General features: G+C 59.8%; 22 protein-coding genes. 6 read left to right on the forward strand and 16 right to left on the reverse strand.

Annotation, left to right across the window (positions count from 1 at the left end; translation table 11 throughout):
* Positions 1–27 precede the first annotated feature (27 nt).
* The 7 genes from argB to B5E60_RS04480 all read right to left on the reverse strand — a co-directional run bounded on the left by argB (position 28) and on the right by B5E60_RS04480 (position 8,502).
* Entirely contained in the window at positions 28–795 is a 768-nt protein-coding gene (argB, locus tag B5E60_RS04450; RefSeq protein ID WP_087309736.1) for an acetylglutamate kinase, read from the reverse strand.
* Positions 792–1,748, reverse strand: a complete 957-nt coding sequence (locus B5E60_RS04455) for an N-acetylornithine carbamoyltransferase (RefSeq protein ID WP_087309738.1) — start codon at positions 1,746–1,748, stop codon at positions 792–794. The genes argB and B5E60_RS04455 overlap by 4 nt, the downstream gene beginning before the upstream one ends.
* 228 nt (positions 1,749–1,976) lie before the next feature.
* On the reverse strand, positions 1,977–3,107 hold the full coding sequence (locus tag B5E60_RS04460) for an aspartate aminotransferase family protein (RefSeq protein ID WP_087309740.1): 1,131 nt from the start codon (positions 3,105–3,107) through the stop codon (positions 1,977–1,979).
* 308 nt (positions 3,108–3,415) lie between these two features.
* On the reverse strand, positions 3,416–4,378 hold the full coding sequence (argC, locus tag B5E60_RS04465; RefSeq protein ID WP_087309743.1) for an N-acetyl-gamma-glutamyl-phosphate reductase: 963 nt from the start codon (positions 4,376–4,378) through the stop codon (positions 3,416–3,418).
* Positions 4,375–5,592 (reverse strand): argininosuccinate synthase, encoded by a 1,218-nt coding sequence (gene argG, locus B5E60_RS04470; RefSeq protein WP_087309745.1) that lies wholly within the window; start codon positions 5,590–5,592, stop codon positions 4,375–4,377. Before argG ends, argC begins: the two co-directional genes overlap by 4 nt.
* A gap of 20 nt (positions 5,593–5,612) precedes the next feature.
* The gene (locus B5E60_RS04475) at positions 5,613–6,233 is read right to left on the reverse strand and encodes a GNAT family N-acetyltransferase (RefSeq protein ID WP_087309747.1); all 621 of its coding nucleotides are present in this window, start codon (positions 6,231–6,233) and stop codon (positions 5,613–5,615) included.
* Between the two features lie 64 nt (positions 6,234–6,297).
* A complete protein-coding gene (locus B5E60_RS04480; protein ID WP_087309749.1) occupies positions 6,298–8,502 on the reverse strand; it encodes a RelA/SpoT family protein in 2,205 nt (734 codons plus the stop codon).
* Positions 8,503–8,594: 92 nt separating this feature from the next.
* Between B5E60_RS04480 and trhA the strand changes: the two genes are divergently transcribed.
* Positions 8,595–9,251, forward strand: a complete 657-nt coding sequence (gene trhA, locus B5E60_RS04485) for a PAQR family membrane homeostasis protein TrhA (RefSeq protein ID WP_087309751.1) — start codon at positions 8,595–8,597, stop codon at positions 9,249–9,251.
* 256 nt (positions 9,252–9,507) lie between these two features.
* On the opposite strand, the gene B5E60_RS04490 is transcribed toward trhA, so the two are convergent.
* The 8 genes from B5E60_RS04490 to leuS form a co-directional block, all read right to left on the reverse strand.
* Positions 9,508–10,281 (reverse strand): class I SAM-dependent methyltransferase, encoded by a 774-nt coding sequence (locus B5E60_RS04490; RefSeq protein ID WP_087309753.1) that lies wholly within the window; start codon positions 10,279–10,281, stop codon positions 9,508–9,510.
* A complete protein-coding gene (gene xseB / locus B5E60_RS04495; RefSeq protein ID WP_087309755.1) occupies positions 10,278–10,478 on the reverse strand; it encodes an exodeoxyribonuclease VII small subunit in 201 nt (66 codons plus the stop codon). Before xseB ends, B5E60_RS04490 begins: the two co-directional genes overlap by 4 nt.
* A 111-nt stretch (positions 10,479–10,589) precedes the next feature.
* A complete protein-coding gene (gene xseA / locus B5E60_RS04500; protein ID WP_087309757.1) occupies positions 10,590–11,852 on the reverse strand; it encodes an exodeoxyribonuclease VII large subunit in 1,263 nt (420 codons plus the stop codon).
* 15 nt (positions 11,853–11,867) lie between these two features.
* Positions 11,868–12,779: a 1,4-dihydroxy-2-naphthoate octaprenyltransferase gene (gene menA, locus B5E60_RS04505; protein ID WP_087309759.1), complete on the reverse strand. Its 912-nt coding sequence runs from the start codon at positions 12,777–12,779 to the stop codon at positions 11,868–11,870.
* A 207-nt stretch (positions 12,780–12,986) separates the two neighbouring features.
* Positions 12,987–13,544, reverse strand: coding sequence for a TonB-dependent receptor (locus B5E60_RS04510; protein ID WP_232009134.1), 558 nt, complete (start codon positions 13,542–13,544; stop codon positions 12,987–12,989).
* A gap of 55 nt (positions 13,545–13,599) precedes the next feature.
* On the reverse strand, positions 13,600–14,685 hold the full coding sequence (gene prfA / locus B5E60_RS04515; protein ID WP_087309763.1) for a peptide chain release factor 1: 1,086 nt from the start codon (positions 14,683–14,685) through the stop codon (positions 13,600–13,602).
* Positions 14,686–14,809: 124 nt separating this feature from the next.
* Positions 14,810–15,688 (reverse strand): alpha/beta hydrolase, encoded by an 879-nt coding sequence (locus B5E60_RS04520; RefSeq protein WP_446697992.1) that lies wholly within the window; start codon positions 15,686–15,688, stop codon positions 14,810–14,812.
* Positions 15,689–15,802: 114 nt separating this feature from the next.
* On the reverse strand, positions 15,803–18,559 hold the full coding sequence (gene leuS / locus B5E60_RS04525; RefSeq protein WP_087309767.1) for a leucine--tRNA ligase: 2,757 nt from the start codon (positions 18,557–18,559) through the stop codon (positions 15,803–15,805).
* A 305-nt stretch (positions 18,560–18,864) separates the two neighbouring features.
* Between leuS and B5E60_RS04530 the strand changes: the two genes are divergently transcribed.
* Entirely contained in the window at positions 18,865–20,094 is a 1,230-nt protein-coding gene (locus tag B5E60_RS04530) for a site-specific integrase (RefSeq protein WP_087309769.1), read from the forward strand.
* Positions 20,091–20,435 (forward strand): hypothetical protein, encoded by a 345-nt coding sequence (locus B5E60_RS04535; protein WP_087309771.1) that lies wholly within the window; start codon positions 20,091–20,093, stop codon positions 20,433–20,435. Before B5E60_RS04530 ends, B5E60_RS04535 begins: the two co-directional genes overlap by 4 nt.
* Before the next feature lie 118 nt (positions 20,436–20,553).
* Here the strand turns inward: B5E60_RS04535 and B5E60_RS04540 are convergent, their stop codons facing one another.
* On the reverse strand, positions 20,554–21,009 hold the full coding sequence (locus tag B5E60_RS04540; RefSeq protein WP_087309773.1) for a GNAT family N-acetyltransferase: 456 nt from the start codon (positions 21,007–21,009) through the stop codon (positions 20,554–20,556).
* A gap of 244 nt (positions 21,010–21,253) precedes the next feature.
* On the opposite strand from B5E60_RS04540, the gene B5E60_RS04545 reads away from it, so the two are divergent.
* From B5E60_RS04545 to mobV, 3 genes are all read left to right on the forward strand, one after another.
* On the forward strand, positions 21,254–22,447 hold the full coding sequence (locus B5E60_RS04545) for a primase-helicase family protein (RefSeq protein WP_087309775.1): 1,194 nt from the start codon (positions 21,254–21,256) through the stop codon (positions 22,445–22,447).
* Between the two features lie 90 nt (positions 22,448–22,537).
* Positions 22,538–22,903 (forward strand): hypothetical protein, encoded by a 366-nt coding sequence (locus B5E60_RS04550; RefSeq protein WP_239403224.1) that lies wholly within the window; start codon positions 22,538–22,540, stop codon positions 22,901–22,903.
* A gap of 125 nt (positions 22,904–23,028) precedes the next feature.
* A partial coding sequence (mobV, locus tag B5E60_RS04555) for a MobV family relaxase (RefSeq protein ID WP_087309779.1) occupies positions 23,029–24,376 on the forward strand: 1,348 nt, incomplete at its 3' end.

Genomic DNA, 24,376 nt, shown 5'->3' on the forward strand with positions numbered 1-24,376 from the left:
GGGACTTACAGGGACGGGACCCAAAGTTTAGCGGATGACGGTTCCGATGCCGTCCGCGAGGTGGGCCGAGCTGCGGATCGTGACGCTGCGCACCCCCTGGCTGACGGCCTTCAGGGCATTCTCCACCTTGGGGATCATCCCCTTGCTGATCGTCCCGTCGGCCTTGAGGGCCGCGAAACTTTCGGCTGTGATTTCGGGGATGACCGAACGTTCGTCCTCCGGATCGCGCAGCACGCCGGTCTTCTCGAAGCAGTAGACCAGATCGACCGGTGCCAGGCGTGCGGCGCCGAGAGCCACGGCCGAAGCGACGCTGTCGGCGTTGCAGTTGAGCAGCGTGCCGTGCCCGTCGTGCATGATGGCCGAGAAGACGGGCACCAGCCCCCCATCCAGCAGTCGTCCGAGCAGTTCGGAGTCGACCCGTTCGATGTCGCCTACGAAGCCGTAGTCGATCGGTTCGGGGTTGCGGCGGCGGGCCGTCACGACGTTTCCGTCGGCCCCGGACAACCCGATGGCGTTGCATCCGACGGCCTGCAGCCCGGCGACGATCTGTTTGTTGACCAACCCGGCATAGACCATCGTCACCACGTCGAGCGTACCCTTGTCCGTAATGCGGCGTCCGTCGACCATCTGCACCTTCAGTTCGAGGCGTTCGGCAAGACGCGTGGCCAGTTTCCCGCCGCCGTGGACCAGCATCTTGGCCCCTTCGACGGCGGCGAACTCGCGGAGAAAACGCTTCAATGCTTCGGGGTTGTCGATGACGTTGCCCCCGATCTTCATGACCGTGACCGATTTCATTGCAGCCCCTCCAGCAGACGTTTCAGCACCACCTGGGCCGAGATTTCGCGGTTGGCGGCCTCGGGGATCACCAGCGAGCGCGGCGATTCGATCACTTCGTCCGTGACGATCATGTTGCGCCGCACGGGCAGGCAGTGCATGAAGTAGGCGTTGTTCGTCAGAGCCATCTTCTCCGAGTCGACCGTCCACGAGCGGTCGCGTGAGAGGACCTTGCCGTAGTTCGGATCGGCATAGGCGGCCCAGCTCTTGGCGTAGACGAAGTCGGCACCCTCGAGGGCCTTGCGCTGGTCATACTCGACGCGGGCCGAGCCGACGAATTTCGGATCGAGTTCATAGCCTTCGGGGTGGGTGATGACGAAGTCGTAACCGGCAGCGTTCATCCACTCGGCGAAGGAGTTGGGCACGGCTTGCGGCAGGGCGTTGGGGTGGGGAGCCCAGGTCATGACGACCTTCGGGCGTTCGGTCTGCTTGTACTCCTCGATGGTGATCAGATCGGCGAAGCTCTGCAGCGGGTGGCGCGTGGCGGCCTCCATCGAGAAGACCGGGCGGCCCGAGTAGCGGATAAACTGCTCCAGGACACGCTCCTCGTAATCCTCGGCCTTGTTCTGGAAGCGGGCGAACGACCTCACGCCGATCACGTCGCAGTAGGAGCCCATGACCGGAATGGCTTCGAGCAGGTGTTCGGCCTTGTCGCCGTCCATCACCACGCCGCGTTCGGTTTCGAGTTTCCAGGCACCCTGGTTGACGTCGAGGACCATGACGTTCATGCCCAGATTCATGGCGGCCTTCTGGGTCGAGAGGCGCGTGCGGAGGCTCGAGTTGAAGAAGAGCATCAGCAGCGTGCGGTTGCGGCCCAGTCCGGTGAACTGGAAGCGGTTTCGTTTGATTTCGAATGCCTCGGCGAGGGCTTGTTTCAGATCGCCGATATCCTGTACACAAGTGAATTTTTTCATCTCATCGATTGTTTTTCCTGTAACGCCGGTCCCCTTCAGCCGGGAATCGGCGGCGGGAGGAGTGTCGAGCTTCTCCCGACTCATTTTTGTTGCGGGTTTTCGGGAACCCGGTGCGACCGTCGGGCGGGCCGGGTCGCGGTCTGAGCTCCGGATCTTCAGCCGGACTTCAGCGGTTGGGTTGCGGGGTTCGTCGTCAATCGGAGCCCCGTCCTGCCGGCCTTTCGCCGGTTATCGGTTCTGCACCATCTCGCGGAAGGCCTCGAGGAAGCGGTCGGCCAGCTCGCGCGTGAGGCACAGCGCCGGCAGCAGCCGCACGACCGAAGCGCCGGCTCCGCCCGTGAAGATGTGCTTCTCGAAGAGCAGCCGCTTGCGGAGTTCCGAACCCGAGCCGTCGATCTCGATGCCGATCATCAGACCGCGTCCGCGGACCTCCTTCAGCTCCTTCATGGCGTGGAGTTCGTCGAGCAGGTATTGCCCCACCCGGGCGGCATTCTCGACCAGACCGTCGCGCTCGATCACCTTCAGTACGGCGATGGCCGCCGCGCAGGCCAGATGGTTGCCTCCGAAGGTGGTTCCCAGCATGCCGGGCCGCGCCTCGAAGTGGGGGGCGATCAGCACGCCTCCGATCGGGAAACCGTTGGCCATTCCCTTGGCCGTGGTGATCAGGTCGGGGCGGATGCCGGCCTGCTGGTGGGCGAAGAAGCGTCCCGTGCGGCCGTATCCCGACTGGATTTCGTCCAGAATGAGCTGCGTGCCGGTCTCGGAGGCCGCTTTGCGCAGTTCGCGCAGGAAGTCGTCCGTCGGGCAGTGGATGCCCGAGACGCCCTGGATGCCCTCGACGATCACGGCGGCGAACTCCCGGGTCGAGAGCTTCGCGCGGGCCGTCTCGAGGTCGTTCAGCGGGGTGAACTCCACGTTGGGCGTGCGGTTGAAGGGCGACGAGATGGCCGGGTTGTCCGTCACGGCTACGGCGCCCGACGTGCGGCCGTGGAAGGCCCGCTCGATGGCCAGCACCTTGCTGCGGCCCGTATGGAACGAGGCGAGCTTCAGGGCGTTTTCGTTGGCCTCGGCGCCCGAGTTGCAGAGGAAGAGCCGGTAGTCGTCATATCCCGAGACGCGGCCCAGCCGGTGGGCGAGTTCGACCTGCAGCGAGTTCTGCACCGAGTTGGAGTAGAAGCCCAGCCGGCCGACCTGCTCCGAGACGGCCTTGACGTAGTCAGGCTGTGCGTGGCCGATCGAGATGACGGCATGACCGCCGTAGAGGTCGAGGTATTCGGTACCCTGCTCGTCGTAGACGAAGCACCCCTTGCCCCGCACCGGCTCGATCGGATAGAGTGAATATACGTTGAATAGTTCCATGATGAAAGTTCTGTTGTTTTCGTTTTCGGGAGCGGCCGTGCCGCCCGGGTCGTGTTGTCCGGGGTCGTGTTGTCCGGGGCCGTGTTGCCTGGGCCGTGCCGTCCGGGGTCGTGCCGCCCGGGGCCGTGTCGCCCGGCCGTGTTACCCTGTTGTGCCATCCGGCCGTGCCGCCCGGGTCCATGTCGCCCGGCCGTGTTGCCCTGTTGTGCCATCCGGCCGTGTCGCCCGGGCCGTTGCCTCGCTTCGGATCCCCCGGATCCCCACGCAGACATTCGGCCTGTGCTCCCGGCTTCGTGTCCCTCCCCTCGTTAGAAGGCGCTGGCCTTCAGACGCAATCCTTCGCGCTCGTCGAGCCCGAACATGAGGTTCATGTTCTGCACGGCCTGTCCCGAGGCACCCTTCAGCAGGTTGTCGACGACCGAGACGGCATGCAGTTTCGAGCCGTGCTTGGCCACCTGCACGAGGGCCTTGTTGGTGTTGACGACCTGTTTGAGGTCGACATCGTGCTCTACGGCGTGGGTGAAGGCGGCCGTGGCATAGCAGTCGGCATAGAGTTGCCGGGCTTCGGCCTCGTCGAGCGGACAGGAGGTGTAGACGCTGGCCAGAATGCCGCGCGTAAAGTCGCCGCGCATCGGCACGAAGTTGATCTCGCTGTTGAATGAGGGCTCCAGCAGCTGCAGATTGCGTCCGATCTCCTTCAGGTGTTGATGCGTGAAGGCCTTGTAGACCGAGAGGTTCGAGGCCCGCCAGCTGAAGTGGGTCGTGGCCGAGGGTTTCACGCCGGCACCGGTCGAGCCCGTAATGGCGGTCACGTGGATCTCGTCCCGGAGCAGACCTGCGGCAGCCAGCGGCAGCAGTGCCAGTTGGATGGCCGTGGCGAAACAGCCCGGATTGGCGACGCGGCGGGCCTGACGGATCCGCTCGCGGTTCATCTCCGGCAATCCGTAGACGAATCCCTCCGATTCGTCGCGGAAGTCCTGCGCCAGGTCGATCAGCCGCAGCTCCTCGGGGAGTTTCTGCTCCGCGAGCCACGTGCGGCTCTGACCGTGAGCCGAGCAGAGGAAGACGATGTCGACCTCCCTCAGGTCGTACTCCGCGCAGAAGCGCATGCGGGTCTCGCCCTCCAGCCCGCCGTGGACCTCCGTGAGGAGGTTCCCGGCGTTGGACGAGCTGTGGACGAAGCGGATCTCCGCCTGCGGGTGGTTGATCAGCAGACGGATCAGCTCACCGGCCGTGTAGCCGGCGCCTCCGATGATACCGACGCGGATCATTTTTCGGTCTTTTCGTTGCGTTTCTGGACGTTGTAGTAGATCTTGATCGGATTGCCGAGGACCTTCGTGAAACCCTTCACGTCGTCGGCCGTCCAGGCCTTGTTGACCTCGCCGTACTCGCCGAAGTCGGTCTTCATCAGATCGTAGGTCGAATCGACGCCCACGAGCGTGTAGTTCCGCGGGCGGAGGATCAGCTCGACGGTACCCGTGACGTTACGCTGCGAGGAGACGAGCATCGCCTCGATGTCGCGCATGACGGGTTCGAGATACTGCGCCTCGTGGAGGAACATGCCGTACCACGTGGCCACCTGATCCTTCCAGTAGATCTGCCACTTGGTGAGCGTGTGCTTTTCGAGCATCTTGTGGGCGGCGATGATGAGCATCGGCGCGGCGGCCTCAAAGCCCACACGGCCCTTGATGCCGATGATCGTGTCGCCGATGTGCATGTCGCGGCCGATGCCGAACTTCGAACCGATGGCCTCCACGGCGCGGATGGCCTCGACCTTGTCGGCGTAGGGTTTGCCGTTGACGGCCGAGAGTTCGCCCTTTTCGAACGAGAGTTTCAGATGCTCCTCACCCTGGGCCGTGATCTGGCTCGGGTAGGCCTCTTCGGGCAGGGTCTGCTCCGAATGGAGGGTCTCCTTGCCGCCGATCGAGGTGCCCCACAACCCCTTGTTGATCGAGTACTCCATCTTCTTGTAGTCGGCCGTGATGCCGTGCTTGCGCAGGTAGTCGATCTCGTATTCGCGCGTGAGGGTCATGTCACGTGTCGGGGTGATGATCTCGATGCCGGGGGCGAGGATCTGGAACGTCAGGTCGAAGCGCACCTGGTCGTTGCCGGCGCCCGTCGAACCGTGGGCCACGGCATCGGCGCCGATCTGCTTGGCGTATTCGATGATGGCGATGGCCTGGAAGATACGCTCCGAGCTCACCGAGATGGGGTAGGTTCCGTTGCGGAGGATATTGCCGAAGACCATGTATCGGATGCTCTTTTCGTAGTACTCCTGCTCGATGTCGAGCGTGGCGTGCTTGACGGCGCCGAGCTCCATGGCGCGTTTTTCGATGCGGGCGAGCTCCTCCTTCGAGAAACCGCCCGTATTGGCGATGGCCGTGTAGACATCGTAACCCTTCTCTTCGGAGAGGTATTTGGCACAGAACGAGGTGTCGAGACCTCCGCTGAAAGCCAGCACTACTTTTTTCTTCTTGTTATCCATGATCGTTGCTTTTTTCGGTTTTACTTCAGGTGAAAGATCTTTTTGAACTTGTTCTTCAGGAACATGACATAGGGGGCCAGGCGGGACTGCTTTTTGGGTGGCTCCTTGGCCGGGTCGTAGAGCATTCCGGTGCAGAGACACATCCGGCGGTTGTTTCGCTGGAGGATGTCGTAGTTGCAGCACCCCTCGCAACCCTTCCAGAACTCCTCGTCTTCGGTGAGTTCGGAGAAGGTCACGGGGACGTATCCCATGCGTGAGTTCAGTTTCATGACTGGCAGCGACGTGGTGATACTGAATAACTTCGCGTACGGGAATCGTCGTCGGGCCAGCTCGAAGGTTCGTCGTTTGATCTGCTCTGCGAGTCCCATGTGTCGGTACTCGGGAGCGACGATCAGTCCCGAGGTGGCGACGAAATCGCCATGGCCCCAGCACTCGATGTAGCTGAACCCGACCAGTTTTTCACCGTCCAGCGCCACGACGGCCTTGCCACCGGTCATTTTTGCTGCGATGTATTCGGGTGATCGCTTGGCGATACCCGTTCCCCGCTGCAAGGCGGACTCGTAGATCAACTGGCAGATACGCGGAGCGTAGTGCGCATGCGACGAGTCGGCAAATACGACGCTGATTGAGTTGTTATTCATTTATCGTAAGGTGGATAAAAATGAAAAAAGATTTCGAAAGGAGTTTCGATCGGAGGCGGGGGGATCAGTTGACGCGGTAGGCTCGCTGAACCCCCTTGATTCGCAGGATCTGATGGATCAGCGTATCGACGACCCCCGTACCGGGCACCTCGACCGAGACCGTACCGGCGATGCAACCGTTGCCGGCCGCGGCGAAGTTGATGGATCGGATGTTGAGCTTCAGATCGCGGATGATCACCTCGGTGATGTGGTTGGCCATGCCGGTGGTGTCGGCCGCGACGATGCGGATCGAGACACGGAAGGCTCCCTCGGCCGACTCTCGCCAGCGGGCTTCGACCACCCGATAGGGGTAGTTTTCGCGCATGCGCTTGGCATTGGGGCAGTCGCAGCGGTGGATCGTGATGCCGGAGTTGATCGTCACGAAGCCGAAGATCTCGTCGCCCTTGATCGGGTTGCAGCACTTGGCCAGCTTGTACTGGATTTTCGACAGGTCGTCGTCGATGACCAGGGCATCCTGCTGCTGGGGGGATTTTTCCTGAGCGGCGTGCTGAGCGGCCTTCTGGCGTTCGACCTCGGCGGCCGCGGCGCGGCGCTCCTCCTCGGCCTCGCCCGAGAGGTGGCGCGACAAGAGCTCCTTGATGGTTGCGAAGTCGAGCTTCTGGGTGGCGATCAGCCCGTAGACCTCCGTGCCGAGCCGCAGCCGGAAGTGGCGGGCCAGATAGGCCACCGCCTCGTCGATCGAGATCGGGAGTTTCCAGTTCTTGAGTTTTCGCTCGAGCTCTTCGCGGCCCATGCGCGTATGTTTGGCCTGCTCCTCGCGCAGGAAGGACTTGATCTTGTTGCGGGCCTTCGAGGTGACCACGAACGAGAGCCAGTCGGATTTCGGGGTCTGGTTCTTCTGGGTCTGGATCTCGACGATATCGCCGTTGTGGAGCGGTTCGCGGATCGAGACGGCGCGGTTGTTGACCTTGCCGCCGACGCACGTCGAGCCGAGCGACGTATGGATGTCGAAGGCGAAGTCGAGCAGCGTGGCCCCTTCGGGCAGTTTGCGCAGGTCGCCGTTGGGCGTGAAGACGAAGATCTCGCCCGAGGCGGGCTTGGCGTCGAAGCGTTGTGCCAGCGAGTGGGTGGTATCCTCCATCAGCTCGCGCAGACGGCTGAGCCACATTTCGCTGGTCTGGGCCCCCTGGCCGACCCCCTTGTAGCGCCAGTGTGCGGCGATACCGCGTTCGGCGACCTCGTCCATGCGTTCGGTGCGGATCTGTACCTCGACCCAGCGGCCTTCGGCCGAGACGGTGGTGTGCAGCGACTCGTAGCCGTTCGACTTGGGGATCGAGATCCAGTCGCGCATGCGGTTGGGGTTGGGCGTATAGAAGTCCGTGACGATCGAGTAGACGGTCCAGCAGAGGGGTTTCTCCTGTTCGCGCGGGCAGTCGATAATGATGCGGATGGCGAAGATGTCGTAGACACCCTCGAACGGCACGTGCTGCTTCTGCATCTTGTTCCAGATCGAGAAGATCGACTTGGTGCGGCTCTTGATGTGGTACTTGATGCCGAGGCGGTTGAGTCGCTGCTCGATCGGCACGATGAAGCGGGCGATGAAGGCCTTGCGCTCGTCGGCACTCTCCTCGAGTTTGTTGACGATGTGTTCGTAGCCCTTCGGTTCGAGGTATTTGAGGGCGATGTCCTCCAGTTCGCTCTTGATCGAGTAGAGACCCAGCTTGTGGGCGATCTGTGCGTAGAGGTTCATCGACTCCCAGCTCTTTTTGCGCCACTTTTCGTGGGGGAAGATCCCGAGCGAGCGCATCACCTCGAGGCGGTCGGCCAGCTTGATGAGGATCACGCGGGGATCTTCGGAGTAGCTGACGATCAGATCGCGGAAGTTGTCGGCCTGCTCCTTGGCGACCTTCAGTTTGAGTTCCGAGATGTTGGCCAGCCCCATGGTGATTCCGACGACCTGGTCGCCGAATCGGCTCTGGATGTCGCGGGTCAGGGCGAGGAACTCCTCGTCGGGGAGCTGCTTGTGTGCGATGCGCACCACGTCGTGCAGGATCGACGAGAGGGTCGAATTCCGTCCGAGGCCGATCTCGGAGATGACGATCCGGGCCACGGCGACGCCATGTCCGATGAGGGGCGAGCCGTCGTAGCGGGTCAGGCCGTCGAGTTTGGACTCGGCATACTCGAGCGCTTCGTCGACCAGACGCTGGGTCTGTTCCGAGAAGTTGGTCCGCACCAGGGTGCGGAGATTTTCGTAGCGTGAAAAGTCCATTTTCGACTCTCTTTAACCTGACCTGATAACCTTGATGGCAAAGATATGAAAAAAAATTATAAATTTGACACGTTGAATCTAATGGTTGAGTGATGAAGACAAAAAAAGGGCTTTATGTCCCGACTTTGGGGGAAGAGGTGGCCAATACGGTGACCCACGGCGTGATGGCGATGCTGACACTCGTGTCGTTGCCCTTTGCGGCGGTATGGGCCTATGTGCATGATCCCGACGGGCTTGTGGCATCGGTGAGCGTGTCGGTTTTCGTGATCTCGATCTTTCTGATGTTTCTGGCCTCGACGCTCTACCACGCGATGCATCCGGCGTCGCGACACAAGGAGGTTTTCCACATCCTGGACCACATCTTCATCTACGTGGCCATTGCCGGGAGCTATACGCCCATTGCGCTGTCGGTGATCGGGGGCTGGCAGGGGATTCTGATTGCAGTGCTGCAGTGGGTGATGGTGCTTTTCGGGGTTTTCTACAAGTCGCTGTCGCGGCGGTCGATTCCGGCCGTGAGCCTGACGATCTATCTGGTGATGGGGTGGACGATCGTCTTTTTTCTGCCGCTCTTCATCCGTCATGCTTCCGTGCAGCTGTTGTGGTTGATTGCCGCCGGCGGGGTGTTCTATACCGTGGGGGCGTGGTTCTACGCCCGCAAGGGGTTCCGCTACCACCACATGGTATGGCATCTGCTGATCAATCTGGCGGTTGTCTGCCACTTCATCGGCATTGTCTTCTACCTCTACTGATATTTTTCACGGCGTTTTTATTCTATGGCGCGCGTCTTGCGCTCCGGAGGTTATTTTCTGATTGTCTGTGAAGCCGGTGATCCCGACGATCTCCGGTGGATCAAATGGGCCCGTCGGGTCGGTAGCATGACCGTTTATTCAGCGGCGACCCTGACGCGGCAACTTTCCGGAGCGGGATTTAGCCACGTTACCGAACATCGCCATCCGGAGGGGGCTCTTTGTCTCGTGGCGCGACGCTCCTGACCTCGCCTCCGGGTCAGTGCTTGTAGACCACGTAGATGTGGTCGTCGGGCAGCGCGTAACGACGTCGCTCCTCGTCGGTGAGCGATGCGGCGTAGTCGATGTCGGCCGCTTCGAATCCTGCCCCGCGCAGCCGCTCGACATAATCCTGGCCGTAGATGCGGCGGTGGTCGTACTGCCCGAAGATGCGCGTGCGCTCGTCGGGATCGGTGATCGAGTCGTCCTCGTAAGTGTGCTCGTAGTCGCGGTCGACGGGCGAAAGGAGAATGCCCCAGCCGCCGGGCTTCAGGATGCGGTGCAGTTCGCGCAGCGCCTTGCGGTCATCGGCCACATGTTCGAGGATGTGGTTGCAGAGGACGACCTCCACCGAGTTGTCGGCCAGCGGGATCTGCTGCACGTCGAAGTGCAGGTCGGCCAGCGGGCTCTCGAGATCGGCCGTGACGTACTGTCCGGGATGATCGGCGAAGTGGGGCTTCAGGTGGCGCATGATGCAGACCTCGGGAGCGATGTGCAGCGTGCGCGGGAAGGCGGTCAGCAGATCGGTCTCGCGCGTCAGGTAGAGCCACAGCAGGCGGTGCCGTTCGAGCGAGAGGCACCGCGGGCAGAGGGCATTCGCCCGCGAAGTGACGTAGCCGTAGGGGAGGAAGCGGCGGAATTTCGACCCGCAGAGTGGACACTCCACGCCGCGTCCCCGGTAGAAGAGCCCCACGACGGGCACGGTCCACGACGCCATGCGTTGCAGTACGGGGCGCGGGATGTGGTTCAGCGCCCAGCGGATCAGCCGTTTCATGCCTCGAGGATTTTGTTCACCTCCTCTTCGGCCTTGTGCAGACGCGCCTTGCACAGGGCGATCAACTCCGTGGCGCGCTTGACCTCGGCGGCCAGACTGTCCACGTCCATCTCTTCGCTGCGGAAGCGGCCGAGAATGCGTTCGATCTCGGCAATGGCCTCCGTGTAACTCGGTTCCTCCTGTTGTTTTTTTGCCATATCGTTGGTGCCGGATTCCCGGCTTCTGAGTTTTGTGTCGTTCGGTTGGTTCCTGCGACTGCAGACTGAATTTCCGTTTCTGCCGGCTGCTTTTTCCCGGTCGCTTGTTTTCTACTCCTTGTCGGGATCCGCTTCGGACTCCGCGAGCGCCTCGACCGTAAAACGGCCGTCGGCCACCTCGACCTCCATCCGCTGCCCGGCTGTCACTTCGGCAATCGACCGGACGGCCCGCCCCTGCCCCCTCACCACGGCAAATCCCATGCGGAGGATGCGCCTCGGCGAGCGGCTCTCGATAAGCTCCGCCGAGGTGACTATGCGCTGCTGCTCCTGGCGGATGAAGGCCCCGACGGCCTGCCGGAAAGCCTCGCTGCGGCCCTCCAGCTCCAGCCGGCGCTGGCGGATGAGCCCCGCCGGCAGATGGCGCAGATCACCCGCCATCTCCTCGAGCCGCAGCTGCTGTGCGCGGGTCAGCCGCAGCACGCCGTCGTGCAGCTGCAGGGCGGCGTTGTCGAGCCACCCCTCAATCCCCGACATTCGCTCGACGAGCCATCCGGCGACGGCCGTCGGGGTCTTCAGCGCCGTATGGGCCACCATGTCGGCGACACTCGTATCCTTGTCGTGGCCGATACCGGTGATGACCGGCAGCGGAAACTGCGCCACATAGGAGCAGAGGCGGTAGGCGTTGAAGCAGTTCAGGTCGCTGCGCGAGCCTCCGCCGCGGATGATCACCACGGCATCGAACTCCTCCAGGCGGTCGGCCACGCGGCACAGCGCGTCGATGATCGACTGCTCGGCGGCTTCGCCCTGCATGAAGGCGTCGAAGAGGTGCGTTTCAAAGCGGTAGGGGCTCTTCGCGAGCTCCTTGCAGAAGTCCTGATAGCCGGCGGCGTTGGCGCTCGAGACGATGGCTACGCGCTGTACGACGACGGGCATCGCCACTTCGCGGTTCATCTCCCAGACGCCGTCCTGCTGCAGCTGCGCGATGGTCTGCTGGCGCTGACGCTCCAGATCGCCCAGCGTGAACGAGGGGTCGATCTCCGTGATCTGCAGCGAGAAGCCGTACAGCTCGTGGTACGTGACCAGCACCTTGGCGAGGATCTTCAGTCCGGGAGCGAGCCGCTGTCCGGTTTCGGCCTCGAAGTAGGCGGTCACGCGCGGGTATTGCGAACGCCAGATGACGGCGCGGGCCTGGGCCGTGGGGACGCCGTTTTCGCCACCCTTTTCGACCAGTTCCAGATAGCAGTGGCCCGAGTAGTTGACCTTCAGGTCGGAGATTTCGGCACTCACCCACAGAGGCAGCGCAAACTGCCCCTCGAGGGCCGCCTTCACGCGGCGCTGCAGCTCGCTCAGGGTAATATGTCGGGATTCATTCATGTTTTTGCGTCATCCTCATCCGAGGAGGATTCCGACGGTAAGCAGCGCTCCGAAGAGCATGATGTTGCGGGCCGTCTCTCCGAGGCAGACGTTCAACTGGTCGCCGTGGTCGATGCGGACCATCTTGCGCCACGTGGCCACGTGCCCCGCCAGATAGATCAGCGGCAGCAGGGCCGCCCATGGGCGGCCTCCGGCCAGCAGTGTCAGGCAGAGTGCGACGGCCGCGGTGCCCAGCAAGAAGTAGCTCCAGCTGCCGAACCGCGTGCCCAACGCCACGACAATCGTGCGCTTCTGACAGCGGGCATCCTCCTCTCGGTCGCGGAAATTATTGATCATCAGCATGGTGTCGATTACCAGTCCGCAGGCCAGCGCCGTGACGATGACCTCCCACGTCCACGTGCCGGTCAGCACATAATAGGTGAAACTCACGGGGACGAGTCCGAAGAAGAGGATGACGGCCACGTCCCCCAGTCCGTGATAGGCCAGGGGCCATGGCCCAGCGGTGTAGAAGTAGGCGAAGAGGACGCAGGCGGCGCCGACGGCCACCAGTTCCCAGCCGCCCCAGGCGAGCATGTCGTGATGCAGCGCCCAGGCGAGGATGCCGATTCCGGCGGCTGCCGAGGCCAGTGTGAAGCCGATGATGCCAGCCTTCATGGCGCGCAGGGTGATGAAACCCTTGGCGAAGGCGCGGTCGGGGCCCAGCCGGTCGGGCTGGTCGGCCCCCTTGAGGAAGTCCCAGAGGTCGTTGACCAGATTGGCCGTGCATTGCATCAACAGGGCGAAGGCCAGGCACAGCACGGCCGGCAGCGTGTGGAACGAACCGTCGGTCCAGACCAGCGCCGAACCCACGAGGATCAGAATGACGGCATTGCCGAGACTGTAGGGCCGTATGGCGACGATCCACGCCTTGAGGGAGTTGGTTTTCATACGTTTCCGGTTTTTTGAGGTGATGAATTCATGAAATGCGGGTGTGGGTGTCGGAGTTTTTCTTCAGGTCTCTCCTTGCCCTTTTTCTGGCTCTTCCAGTCTTTACTCTCGGTTCGCTCGCGTTTCGACATGGGTTTCTGGACCCTTGTCTCCTCGTCTTATGTTGTGTCCGGTCCTGTTGGTTTCGGCCCGTCTCCTTTGTTCTTGTTAACGGTAGACCAGCTCCACGCGCCGGGGCATCGGACGCCCTTCGGGGAGCTGAATGCTCAGAATGCCCTGGCTGGCGATGGCCTTGCCGTCCTTTTGGGCCGGCAGCCAGCGCGGCGCCTCTTCGACGGCCTTCACGACCCGGCGTTTGAGGCGGTTGTCGGTCGATTCCAGGGTGTCGTCGATGCGGATCGTCCCCTCCGGTGTGATGGTATAGCGCAGGACGACCCGTGCGACCGGTTCGTCATCGTCCCAGCGCACCTGTCGGGCGATGTAGCTTCCGAAGGTGGTGTCGGCCTGAAAGCGGGCCGGCTCGTCGTAACGCAACGTGATGAGCATCACGCCGTGCATGGCCCGTTCGCCGTAGCGGGCGATGGTCTGTTCGTCGGCCGGCAGCATCTCGACGTGTTCGATCTCTTCGGGCGGGATCGTGCGGATCTGCTCCACGACCTTCCCGTTGACGATATACAACGGTTCGGGTTTCGGCGCTGCGGCGTGTGCCGAAAGGAAAAGGAGGAGAAACACTCCGCCAAGGAGCCCTGTGATCGTTCGTTTCATCATGCGGAACAGGAAATTTCTGTATAAAACGTTGTTCCGGCGCCGGATATTGTCTTTAGAGTTCGCTCTCCTTCAGACGTTCGGCGTTCTCGGCCACGATCAGGTGGTCGATGCAGTCCTGGATGTCGCCGTCCATGAAGGCCGCCAGGTTGTAGATCGTGTAGTTGATGCGGTGGTCGGTGATCCGGCCCTGGGGATAGTTGTAGGTTCGGATCTTGGCCGAGCGGTCACCCGTCGAGACCATGGTCTTGCGTTTCGAGGCGATCTCGTCGAGGTATTTCGAGTATTCGAGGTTGAAGACGCGCGTGCGCAGCTCCTCGAAGGCCTTGTCAAAGTTTTTGAGCTGTGATTTCTGATCCTGGCACTGCACGACGATACCCGTCGGGATGTGGGTCAGGCGGATGGCCGAATAGGTCGTGTTGACCGACTGTCCGCCGGGGCCCGAGGCGCAGAAGATATCCTTGCGGATGTCGTTCATCGAGATCTCGACGTCGAACTCCTCGGCTTCGGGCAGCACGGCCACCGAAGCGGCCGACGTGTGGACGCGTCCCTGCGTTTCGGTCTGCGGCACGCGCTGCACGCGGTGGACGCCCGATTCGTACTTGAGCGTACCGTAGACGTTCTGTCCCGTGACCTTCATGACGACCTCCTTGTATCCGCCGGCGGCACCCTCGGAGGCCGAGGTGATCTCGTACTTCCACCCCTTCGACTCGATGTACTTCGTATACATGCGCAGCAGGTCGCCGGCGAAGAGGGCGGCTTCGTCGCCACCCGTGCCGCCGCGGATCTCCATGATGGCGTTTTTCGAGTCCTGCGGATCCTTCGGGATCAGGAGCAGCTTGATCTCCTCCTCGAACTGGGTGATCTGCGGTTCGAGTTCGGTGATCATTTCGCGGGCCATCTCGCGCATCTCCTCGTCCTTGTCGTTGGCGTAGGTATCCTTGGCCTCGGCCAGGTTGGCCAGGGCCGTGCGGTAACGCTCCGAGGTTTCGATGATCGGTTCGAGCTCCTTGTACTCCTTGTTGAGCTGCACGAACTGCTTGACGTCGGCGATCACCTCGGGGTCGGTGAGTTTCTGCCCGATCTCCTCGTACTTGAGCTTCAGCCCGTCGAGGCGGGTCAATATGGAGTTGTCTGCCATGAATAGTTGTATTTTGGTGACAAAGATACGGAATAATCGGGAAACGGCAAGGCCCTCCGCGTTGAAAATCACGCGGCGGACATCCCGTTCGGGGGTGTCCGCCGCATCCGTTCGGGCCGGCCGGTTACTCTTCGAAGGCTTTGAGCCAGTCGAGCAGTGCCGCCTGCCACTCGGCCTTGTAGCGGAACGAGTCGCGGATGCCCCATCCGTGGCCGCCCGTGGGGTAGATGTGCATCGAGGCCTTCACGCCGTGCTCCTTCAGGGCGTTGTAGTAGCGCGTGCTGCTCACCGGCGGTACGGTGCGGTCGTCGTCCGAAAGCAGCAGCAGGGCCGGGGGTGTCTGTCGTGTCACCTGGTTTTCGAGCGAATAGCGGGCGTCGGTCTCGGCCGTGCGGTTCTCCTTGCCCACCAGCTGGTTGAATGATCCCTGATGTCCGGGATTCGCCGTGATGACCGGATAGAAGAGCAGCGAGAAGTCCGGTCTTACGCTCCCCATCGTCGAGGTGTAGGCAGCCAGATGGCCTCCGGCCGAGAAGCCCATGATGCCGACCTCCCGGCAGACGAAGTCCTCGGCGCCGGGAACCTCGCCGCGCAGCAGCCGCAGCGCCTGTTCGGCATCCTCGAGCGGAACCTCCGGATGACCGTTCGGCAGGCGGTACTTCAGGACGGCAGCCGTGATGCCGTTCTCCGCAAGCCAGCGGGCCACCTGGACCCCTTCGTGGTCGATGGCCAGACGCGAGTAGCCGCCGCCCGGGCAGATCACGACGCCCAGTCCCGTCGAGGCATGGCGCGAGGTGTCGGCCGGATAGAGAAAGAGTTCGGCCGTCGAGGTGTTGGCCAGCCGGTTGGGTTCGGGCTCCTCTTCGGGGGTGGTGATTCCGTTGCTGTGGGGGGCTGAGGCGTTGTCCCAGATACGGATCGTGGCGGCCTGGCCATACTCCCGAGCCGATGCGCTGACGCTCATAAGCAGAAGTGACAGAATGGATAAAAGGGTTCGGTTCATGGTTTCCGGTTTTGGGGGTTTCGGGTGGAAAAGAGTCCCGGGCGTGGCCGGGACTCTCTCTCTTGGCGGTTCGTCGGAGCTGATCGGGGTGTGGGCGGTTCGGTTGCCCCGGGGTCAGATGACGATGTTGATGATCTTGCCCGGGACGACGATCACCTTCTTCGGGGTCTTGCCCTCGATCCACTTCTGGGCCTCGGGGGCCGTGACGACGTCGGCCTGAATCTCGGCCGGGGTCATCGACGTGGCGTACTCCTTCTTGAAGCGCAGCTTGCCGTTGACCGATACCGGGTATTCGAACGAGCTCTGTACGAGGTGTTTTTCGTCATAGGTCGGGTATTGTGCATCGCATACCGAGCCGCTCTTTCCGAGGGCCTCCCAGAGCTCCTCGGCGATGTGCGGGGCGAAGGGGGCGATCAGCACCACGAGCGGTTCGAGGATCGCCCGTTTCGAGCAGTCGCCCAGTTCGTTGAGGCAGATCATGAAGGCGGCCACCGAGGTGTTGAACGAGAAGTTTTCGATATCCTCGCTCACCTTTTTGATCGTCTTGTGCAGCGTGCGCAGCTCCTTTTCGGTGGGCTGTTCGTCCGAAACGCTGAACGCTCCGTCGCGGTTGTAGAAGAGCCGCCAGAAGCGGCGCAGGAACTTGTGAACACCGTCGATGCCGTTCGTGTCCCAGGGTTTCGACTGCTCGAGCGGTCCGAGGAACATCTCGTACATGCGCAGCGTGTCGGCGCCGTAGGTATCGACGATGTAGTCGGGGTTGACGACGTTGTACATCGACTTCGACATCTTCTCGATGGCCCAGCCGCAGACATACTTGCCCTCCTCGAGGATGAACTCCGCATCGCGGAACTCCGGACGCCACGCCCGGAAGGCGTCGAGGTCGAGCAGGTCGTTGCGGACGATGTTCACGTCGACGTGGATCTCCTGCGTCTCGTACTGGTCGCGCAGCCCGAGCGAGACGAACTTGTTGGTGCCGACGACGCGGTAGACGAAGTTCGACCGGCCCTGGATCATGCCCTGGTTGACGAGCTTCCTGAAGGGCTCCTCCTCGCAGACGTAGCCCAGGTCGTAGAGGAACATGTTCCAGAAACGCGAGTACATGAGGTGACCCGTGGCGTGCTCGATGCCGCCGACGTAGAGGTCGACGTTGCGCCAATACTCGTCGGCCTCCCGGCCCACGAGTGCTTGTTCGTTGTGCGGGTCCATGTAGCGCAGGTAGTAGGCCGACGATCCGGCGAAGCCCGGCATGGTCGACAGCTCATAGGGGTAACCCTCCGGAGTCTGCCACCCCTTGACGCGGGCCAGCGGCGGTTCGCCCTGCTCCGTGGGGCCGAAGTTCTCGATCGGCGGCAGTTCGAGCGGCAGCTTGTCCATCGGCAGCGGATAGGCCGTGTCGTCCTTGTAGTAGATCGGGAAGGGCTCGCCCCAGTAGCGCTGGCGCGAGAAGATGGCGTCGCGCAGGCGGTAGTTGACCAGGCGTTTGCCCAGACCGCGGCGCTCGACCTCGCGGAACATCACCTGAATGGCCTCCTTGACATCCATGCCGTTGAGGAAGTCCGAGTTGATCATCCGTCCCGACTTGGCGTCGTAGGACTCCTTTTCGACGTCGCCGCCCTCGACCACCGGCGTGATCTGCAGCCCGAAGTGGCGGGCAAAGGCCCAGTCGCGCGAGTCGTGGGCCGGAACGGCCATGATGGCGCCCGTCCCGTAGCCGGCCAGCACGTAGTCCGAGATGTAGATCGGAATGGCGCGCCCCGTGAAGGGGTTGACGGCATAGGAGCCCGTCGCCACGCCGCTCACGCGTTTCGTGTCGGCGATGCGGTCACGCTCCGAGCGCTTCTTCGTCTCCTGGAGATAGGCCTCGACGGCAGCACGGTTCTCCGGGGTGGTCAGCTCGCCGACCCACTCGTGCTCGGGGGCGATGACCATGAACGTCACGCCGAAGATCGTATCGGGGCGCGTCGTGAAGATCTCCAGCTTCTTCTCCGAACCCTGGATGTCGAAGAAGACCTGCGCGCCCTCCGACCGTCCGATCCAGTTGCGCTGGATCTCCTTGAGCGAATCGCTCCACTCGAGCCGGTCCAGCCCGTCAAGCATCCGCTGGGCATAGGCCGTCACGCGCAGCAGCCACTGCTTCATGCGCTTCTGCTCGACCGGATAGCCGCCGCGCACCGACAGTCCGTCGTGCACCTCGTCGTTGGCCAGTACGGTGCCCAGTTTCGGGCACCAGTTGACCATCGTGTCGGCGCGGAAGGCGAGGCGGTAGTTCTGCAGGACCTGTTCGCGGCGCTTCTCGTCCCACGCGTTCCACTCGTCGGCCGTGAAGTGCAGCTCCTGCGTCAAGGCGGCGTTGATCCCCTCGGTGCCGCTCTTTGCGAAGGCGGCCGTGAGCTCCTCGATGGGACGGGCCTGCTGGCGTTTGCGGTCGTAGTAGTGGGAGAACATCTCGAGGAAGGCCCACTGCGTCCACTTGTAGTAGGCGGGGTCGCACGTGCGCACCTCACGGTCCCAGTCGAACGAGAAGCCGATCTTGTCCAGCTGCTCGCGATAGCGGGCGATGTTCTGTTCGGTGGTGACGGCCGGATGCTGGCCCGTCTGGATGGCATACTGCTCGGCCGGAAGTCCGAAGGCGTCGTAACCCATCGGGTGCAGGACGTTGAAACCCTTCAGCCGTTTGTAGCGTGCGTAGATGTCCGAGGCGATGTAGCCCAGCGGGTGCCCGACGTGAAGTCCCGCCCCCGAGGGGTAGGGGAACATGTCCAACACGTAGAATTTCGGACGCGAGGGGTCCGTCTCCACCTTGTAGGTCTTCCGTTCGCGCCAGCGCTGCTGCCACTTTGGCTCGATCTCCTTGAAATTGTACTCCATATCTTGTCGGATCTATTTTCGGATTTTCCGACAAAAATACGAAAAATCTATGGGAAAACCTCGCAAATTCGGCAGATTAACGCAATATAATCTGTGAATTAAGTAGTTAGGGGAAAATCACGGAAGTTGGGAAGAGGGCTGAAAACCGTTTCTAAGCGGATTGAAGCAGGAGAACGGTTTCCTATTCGTTACCCGATGAAAGTGCAGATTTAACTGTCACCGTTCCGTTTGCTGCGCTCTGCGTAGGTTTGCTTGTCAAGGTTTAACTCGTTGATTTATAGTTTTGCAACCAAAAAAGAACGAGTATGACAAGGAGCACATTTCGCGTGCTGTTCTATGCGAACGGCAGCAAGGAGAAGAACGGAATTGTCCCCATCATGGGACGGGTTACAATCAACGGAACGGTGGCGCAGTTCAGTTGCAAGCGGAGCATCCCAAAGACATTATGGGACGCAAAGGGCAATCGTGCCAAAGGCAAGAGCGTGGAGGCGAGGGAAACAAACCTTGCGCTCGACAACATCAAGGCGCAAATCATCAAACACTACCAGCGCATATCCGACCGTGAGGCGTTTGTGACGGCAGAGATGGTGCGCAACGCCTATCAGGGCATCGGCGGCGAGTATGAGACGCTGCTCAAAGCCTTCGACCGTGAGAACGAGGTGTTCAAGAAGCGTGTCGGCAAGGACAGGAAACTGGCGACCTATCAGTCAAGGGTAGTGGCAAGGAACTATGTGGCGGCGTTCATCAAGTCGTTCTACAAGCGCAGCGACATGTCGATGTTGGAACTTACGCCCGACTTCATCAAGGAGTTTGCGGTATATCTCTCCACGGAAGCGGGATTGCGCAACGGCACGATATGGGAGAAGTGCATGTGGCTGAAAGGCGTGGTGATGCGTGCGCACTTCAACGGACTGATACCGAGAAACCCGTTTGCGCAGTTCCACATCAGCCCTAACGTCAAGGAGCGTGAGTTTCTGACGGAGGACGAGTTGAAAGCGGTGATGACGCACGAGTTCGCAGACCCGAAGCTTGCATACATCCGTGACCTGTTCGTGTTTGCGAGCTTCACCGCCCTCTCTTTCGTGGACATCAAGGAACTGACCACCGACCGCATTGTGGAGGTGAACGGCGAGAAGTGGATTGTTTCCAAACGGCACAAGACGGGCGTACCGTTCCAAGTAAAGCTGCTGGGCATCCCCTTGCAGATAATTGAGCGTTACCGTCCGTTCCAAGAGGACAATCTCGTTTTCCCAAATCTGAACTATTGGTCTATATGCAAGCCGTTGAAGAAGATGATACGGGAATGTGGTGTAAATAAGTCGATTAGCTTCCATTGCTCAAGACATGGATTCGCAACCCTGGCTCTCTGCAAGGGTATGCCGATAGAGAGCGTAAGCCGTGTTTTGGGTCATACCAACATCAAGACCACCCAAATCTATGCGAAGATAACCACGCAAAAGCTGGACAACGACCTGACGGCATTCGGCAACCAGTTGAGCAAGTCGTTCGGTGACATTAAAGTGGCAGGGGTATGAAACGTGAAGTCATAACGCTGGATGGGTACGGCAGGGTTGCCGTACCGCTCGATACCGCCAATGTATGGATGAGCGAAATGGAGTTGGTGGAGCTTTTCGATGTTATCGCTCCGACACTCCGTGCCGCCATCCGAGCCGTGTACAAGAGCGGAGTGTTGAATCCTTGTGAGGTGGAAAGACACGTCAAGTTGCCCAACGGCTATTATTCGGAAGCGTATTCCTTGCCAATGGTCGTGGCACTCGCTTTCCGTATCGACACACCCAATGCCGCATGGGTGCGTAATGCCCTGTTGGAAAAGTTGTGCTTGCGAAAAGAAAGGCAATGCTTTGGTTCTCATTAGGCTGCAAGCAATCGTGTAAGTGTTAGCGAATGCGGTTGCGTGTCAATACGTTCGTGCATTCACACAATCCAGCAGCCCGAAGAAGTGCGGCATTTCCGTTTTCTTCGGGCTGATTTTATCATTTTGCTCTATATTCCATCCTATACATATCCAAACCTTTTGCCCAATAGTCCTTTTGTATTTCCATCAGGACAAAGCCTTGTTTTTCATAGAATTTATAGACTAACTGTGACGTGCGTACCGTTATTTTCTTTATGCCGCCGATGCCTGCGAGTTTGTCCATCCTAAAACGGAGCAATCTTGTTCCCAATGATTTTCCCTGATAGTCAGGATGGATTATATCCCAGCTTATTTTTCCCGTCGTCTTTTCATCTGAGAAATTAATTCCACCACAACCTGCGATTTTCCCATCAACAAGCAGAATATAGTAAAGTTCAACTTCCTTGTCCAAATACTCGCTGAAACCAACTTCCTCTTCTATCGCAAAATACTTGGGCGTATTCAAACGTATCAGTTCTAACAAGGCTTCTTTGTCAGAGGGTTGGTACTCTCTAATGGCAATATGTCCGTCCATATTTGTTTTCTTTTATCAATGTTATTTTGCAAAAGTAGCTATTATGCAGCATTAACAGTCTTTTGTACGAGATAAAAGTTGCAAATGACATAAGTTCCGCTGCATTTTCTCATCCGTCGGGTTCTTTTGTGCCGTTCTGCATCGTTTTACGTATCAAGACTTTAGCCGTCCTGCCGTAGCTTTGCAACCATGTTTAATCCGCTTGCCGACAAGGCGTCGGCAGCACTAAAATCTTATTGAAAACATGGAGAAAAAAGAAGAATTCATCCGAGTAGGCACCACGCTCTACAAGATTGTGGACCAGCCCCGCATCGACGGTGGCTATGTGAGGAAACGCGTCGCATGGAACTCCGAGACCTTGCGGCAGGACTACGGCAAGGACTACATGGCGGGCATCCCCAAGTATGACGGCTTCTGTACCGTACCCGACCATGTGGGATACCAACCCGTAGTCGGCAAGTTCCTCAACCTCTACGAACCGATAAGCCACCGACCGCAGGAGGGGGATTTCCCCTGCATCCGCTCGTTGGTGGAACACATCTTCGGCGAACAGTACGGGTTGGGCATGGACTACCTCCAACTGCTCTACCTTTATCCCATTCAGAAGCTGCCCATCCTCCTGCTCGTGTCCGAAGAGAGGAACACGGGAAAGAGCACGTTCCTGAACTTCCTGAAAGCCATATTCCAGAACAACGTGACGTTCAACACCAACGAGGACTTCCGCAGCCAGTTCAACTCCGACTGGGCGGGCAAGCTGCTCATCATGGTGGACGAGGTCTTGCTCAACCGCCGTGAGGACAGCGAGCGGCTGAAGAACCTCAGCACCACGCTATCCTACAAGGTGGAGGCGAAAGGCAAAGACCGTGACGAGATAGGCTTCTTCGCCAAGTTTGTGTTGTGTTCTAATAACGAGCACCTGCCCGTCATCATCGACGCAGGGGAAACACGCTATTGGGTGCGGAAGATTGTGCCGCTCAAGAGTGACGATACCGACTTCCTGCAAAAGCTGAAAGCGGAGATACCCGCTTTTCTCCATTTCCTGCAACACAGGCAGCTATCCACCGAAAAGGAGAGCCGTATGTGGTTCAACCCGAAGTTGTTGGAAACGGATGCCCTGCGGAAGATAATCCGAAGCAACCGCAACAGGCTGGAGATTGAAATGGCAGAACTGCTGCTCGACATCATGGCAAGCATGAATGTGGAGTCTGTTTCTTTTTGCCTCAATGACATCATTCCCTTGCTGGTCTGCTCGCAAGTCAAGGTGGAGAAGTCGCAGGTTCGGAAAGTGGTGCAGGAATGTTGGAAGCTCACCCCTGCATCCAACTCGCTTTCCTACACCACCTACCAATGCGACTACAACCGTGAGTGCGGATATTCACCCGTAAGGAGGATTGGGCGCTACTACACGGTAAGCAAATCACAGTTGGAAACACTCTGATATTTTGATGAAATGATGAAAGCATATATAAACATAAAGAATGACAGCTGCTTACATGCTCATCAAACCCTCAACAAAAGGATTTGGCTGATGAAAAGAGAAGGGAAGCACAACGCCATTCATCACTTTTCTTTTGGCGAGCGGTTTGATGAAAAGATGTTGAGAGTGCATCCGTCTGGTGGTCAACGGGTTATGTTATCCATTCATCAATTCATCGGATTTTCACCCCTCAACAAGTCCGCAGGGAAAGCAACTGTGGTAAACACCGCCATCCGTAGGCTGGTCGGACGGACTTCCATCCTGCCGGCCGACAAGGGAAAGCCCTCATCGCTGGCGAAAAGAAAAAGGCAACCGCAAACAGCCAACATCACCGCCGACACCGCCGCAGGCTTTTGGGAAACAAAAAGCCATAGCTCATTAGGGCGTTTTCTTCACGCACCGCTTCGCTCATGCTAAAAACACCCCAATGAGCCAACGGGGTTACACCCCTCTGGACACCCCCGTTTGCCCGTGCGGCACGAACCGCAGACAGACGGATACCGACAAACAAGTTTGTAGAACCTAAAAAACGAGAAACGAACATGGGATACATAAGCATCCAAATCAACAAGGCGAAAGGGTCGGCTGACACGGGCGCATCCGACCACATCGAACGCAAGACAATGCCCAAGAACGCAGACCCGACACGCACCCACCTCAACCGTGAGCTGGTGGAGTTCCCCGACGGCGTGGCAGACCGCACCGAAGCGATAAGCCACCGTATCCGCACGGCAGGCATCAGGCGGAAGATAACGCCCGACCAAGTGCGGGCAATCCGCATCGTGCTTTCAGGCACGCACGAGGACATGGTAAGGGTGCAGGACGAGGGAAAGCTGGACGAATGGTGCGATGACAACCTGCAATGGCTGCACCGCACGTTCGGAAAGGAGAACACCGTATCGGCAGTGCTTCACATGGACGAACACACGCCGCACATCCACGCTACGGTCGTTCCGATAGTAACGGGAGAGCGCAGGAAAGCGAGGAAGAAGCAAGCTGAGGGTAAACGCACCTACCGCAAGAAAGCCAACGCCGTGCGCCTGTGCGCCGATGACCTCATGAGCCGTGAAAGGCTGGTAGCCTACCACGACAGCTACGCCGCAGCGATGGCGAAATACGGCTTGCAGCGTGGCATACGGGGTTCGGAAGCACGGCACACCACCACCGCCCAATACTACCGTGACCTGAAACGGCAGACGGGAGAACTTGAAGCCAACGTGCAACAGCTACAAACCGAACAGCGGCAGGCGGAACGGCAGCTTGACGAAGTACGGAAAGAAATCAAGTCGGAGAAGCTGGAAGCCGCCAAGACCGAGGCAAAAACGGCACTTGTGGCAAAGGTCGGTTCTCTTTTGGGCAGCGGAAAGCTGAAAGGACTGGAAGCCGACAACCGCACCCTGCAAGGCGAGGTTGCCGCCCGTGACGAAAGCATAGAACTGTTGCAGCAACAGATGGAGTGGCAACAGGAGGAACACCAACGGCAAGTGATGGAACTGCAAGCCAAGCACCGCAGGGAGATGTCGGACAAGGAAGCGGAACACCAAAAGGAAGTGTCATTCCTGAAATCCATCATCCAAAAAGCCCAAAAGTGGTTTCCGCTGTTCCAAGAGTTGGTGTACATGGAAAAGTTCTGCCTTAAAGTCGGCTTCAACGAGCGGCAGACCGCCACGCTCATCAGCGGCAAGCCGCTGTTCTACGAGGGTGAACTCTATTCGGAGGAACACAAGCGGAAGTTCACGACCGAATGGGCTGGCTTCCAAGTGGTGAAAGACCCGAAAGACAGGTCTAAACTTGCACTTGCCATCAACGGGCAACCGATTGGGGAATGGTTCAAGAAGCAGTTTGGCAGGCTGTTTTCGTCCATCAGGAGGACTGTCGAGCCGCTTAGGA

This window comes from Alistipes sp. An116, assembly GCF_002161005.1.
Taxonomy (GTDB): domain Bacteria; phylum Bacteroidota; class Bacteroidia; order Bacteroidales; family Rikenellaceae; genus Alistipes; species Alistipes megaguti.

Coding starts and splice junctions, on each gene's coding strand:
- menA (WP_087309759.1), bottom strand. CDS start 12,779: ATGAAAACCAACTCCCTCAAGGCGTGGATCGTCGCCATACGGCCCTAC.
- B5E60_RS04455 (WP_087309738.1), bottom strand. CDS start 1,748: ATGAAAAAATTCACTTGTGTACAGGATATCGGCGATCTGAAACAAGCC.
- B5E60_RS04545 (WP_087309775.1), top strand. CDS start 21,254: ATGGAGAAAAAAGAAGAATTCATCCGAGTAGGCACCACGCTCTACAAG.
- xseB (WP_087309755.1), bottom strand. CDS start 10,478: ATGGCAAAAAAACAACAGGAGGAACCGAGTTACACGGAGGCCATTGCC.
- B5E60_RS04510 (WP_232009134.1), bottom strand. CDS start 13,544: ATGAAACGAACGATCACAGGGCTCCTTGGCGGAGTGTTTCTCCTCCTT.
- B5E60_RS04530 (WP_087309769.1), top strand. CDS start 18,865: ATGACAAGGAGCACATTTCGCGTGCTGTTCTATGCGAACGGCAGCAAG.
- B5E60_RS04480 (WP_087309749.1), bottom strand. CDS start 8,502: ATGGACTTTTCACGCTACGAAAATCTCCGCACCCTGGTGCGGACCAAC.
- argB (WP_087309736.1), bottom strand. CDS start 795: ATGAAATCGGTCACGGTCATGAAGATCGGGGGCAACGTCATCGACAAC.
- B5E60_RS04550 (WP_239403224.1), top strand. CDS start 22,538: ATGAAAAGAGAAGGGAAGCACAACGCCATTCATCACTTTTCTTTTGGC.
- B5E60_RS04460 (WP_087309740.1), bottom strand. CDS start 3,107: ATGGAACTATTCAACGTATATTCACTCTATCCGATCGAGCCGGTGCGG.
- B5E60_RS04540 (WP_087309773.1), bottom strand. CDS start 21,009: ATGGACGGACATATTGCCATTAGAGAGTACCAACCCTCTGACAAAGAA.
- B5E60_RS04475 (WP_087309747.1), bottom strand. CDS start 6,233: ATGAATAACAACTCAATCAGCGTCGTATTTGCCGACTCGTCGCATGCG.
- argG (WP_087309745.1), bottom strand. CDS start 5,592: ATGGATAACAAGAAGAAAAAAGTAGTGCTGGCTTTCAGCGGAGGTCTC.
- prfA (WP_087309763.1), bottom strand. CDS start 14,685: ATGGCAGACAACTCCATATTGACCCGCCTCGACGGGCTGAAGCTCAAG.
- B5E60_RS04490 (WP_087309753.1), bottom strand. CDS start 10,281: ATGAAACGGCTGATCCGCTGGGCGCTGAACCACATCCCGCGCCCCGTA.
- trhA (WP_087309751.1), top strand. CDS start 8,595: ATGAAGACAAAAAAAGGGCTTTATGTCCCGACTTTGGGGGAAGAGGTG.
- xseA (WP_087309757.1), bottom strand. CDS start 11,852: ATGAATGAATCCCGACATATTACCCTGAGCGAGCTGCAGCGCCGCGTG.
- leuS (WP_087309767.1), bottom strand. CDS start 18,559: ATGGAGTACAATTTCAAGGAGATCGAGCCAAAGTGGCAGCAGCGCTGG.
- argC (WP_087309743.1), bottom strand. CDS start 4,378: ATGATCCGCGTCGGTATCATCGGAGGCGCCGGCTACACGGCCGGTGAG.
- B5E60_RS04535 (WP_087309771.1), top strand. CDS start 20,091: ATGAAACGTGAAGTCATAACGCTGGATGGGTACGGCAGGGTTGCCGTA.
- B5E60_RS04520 (WP_446697992.1), bottom strand. CDS start 15,688: ATGAACCGAACCCTTTTATCCATTCTGTCACTTCTGCTTATGAGCGTC.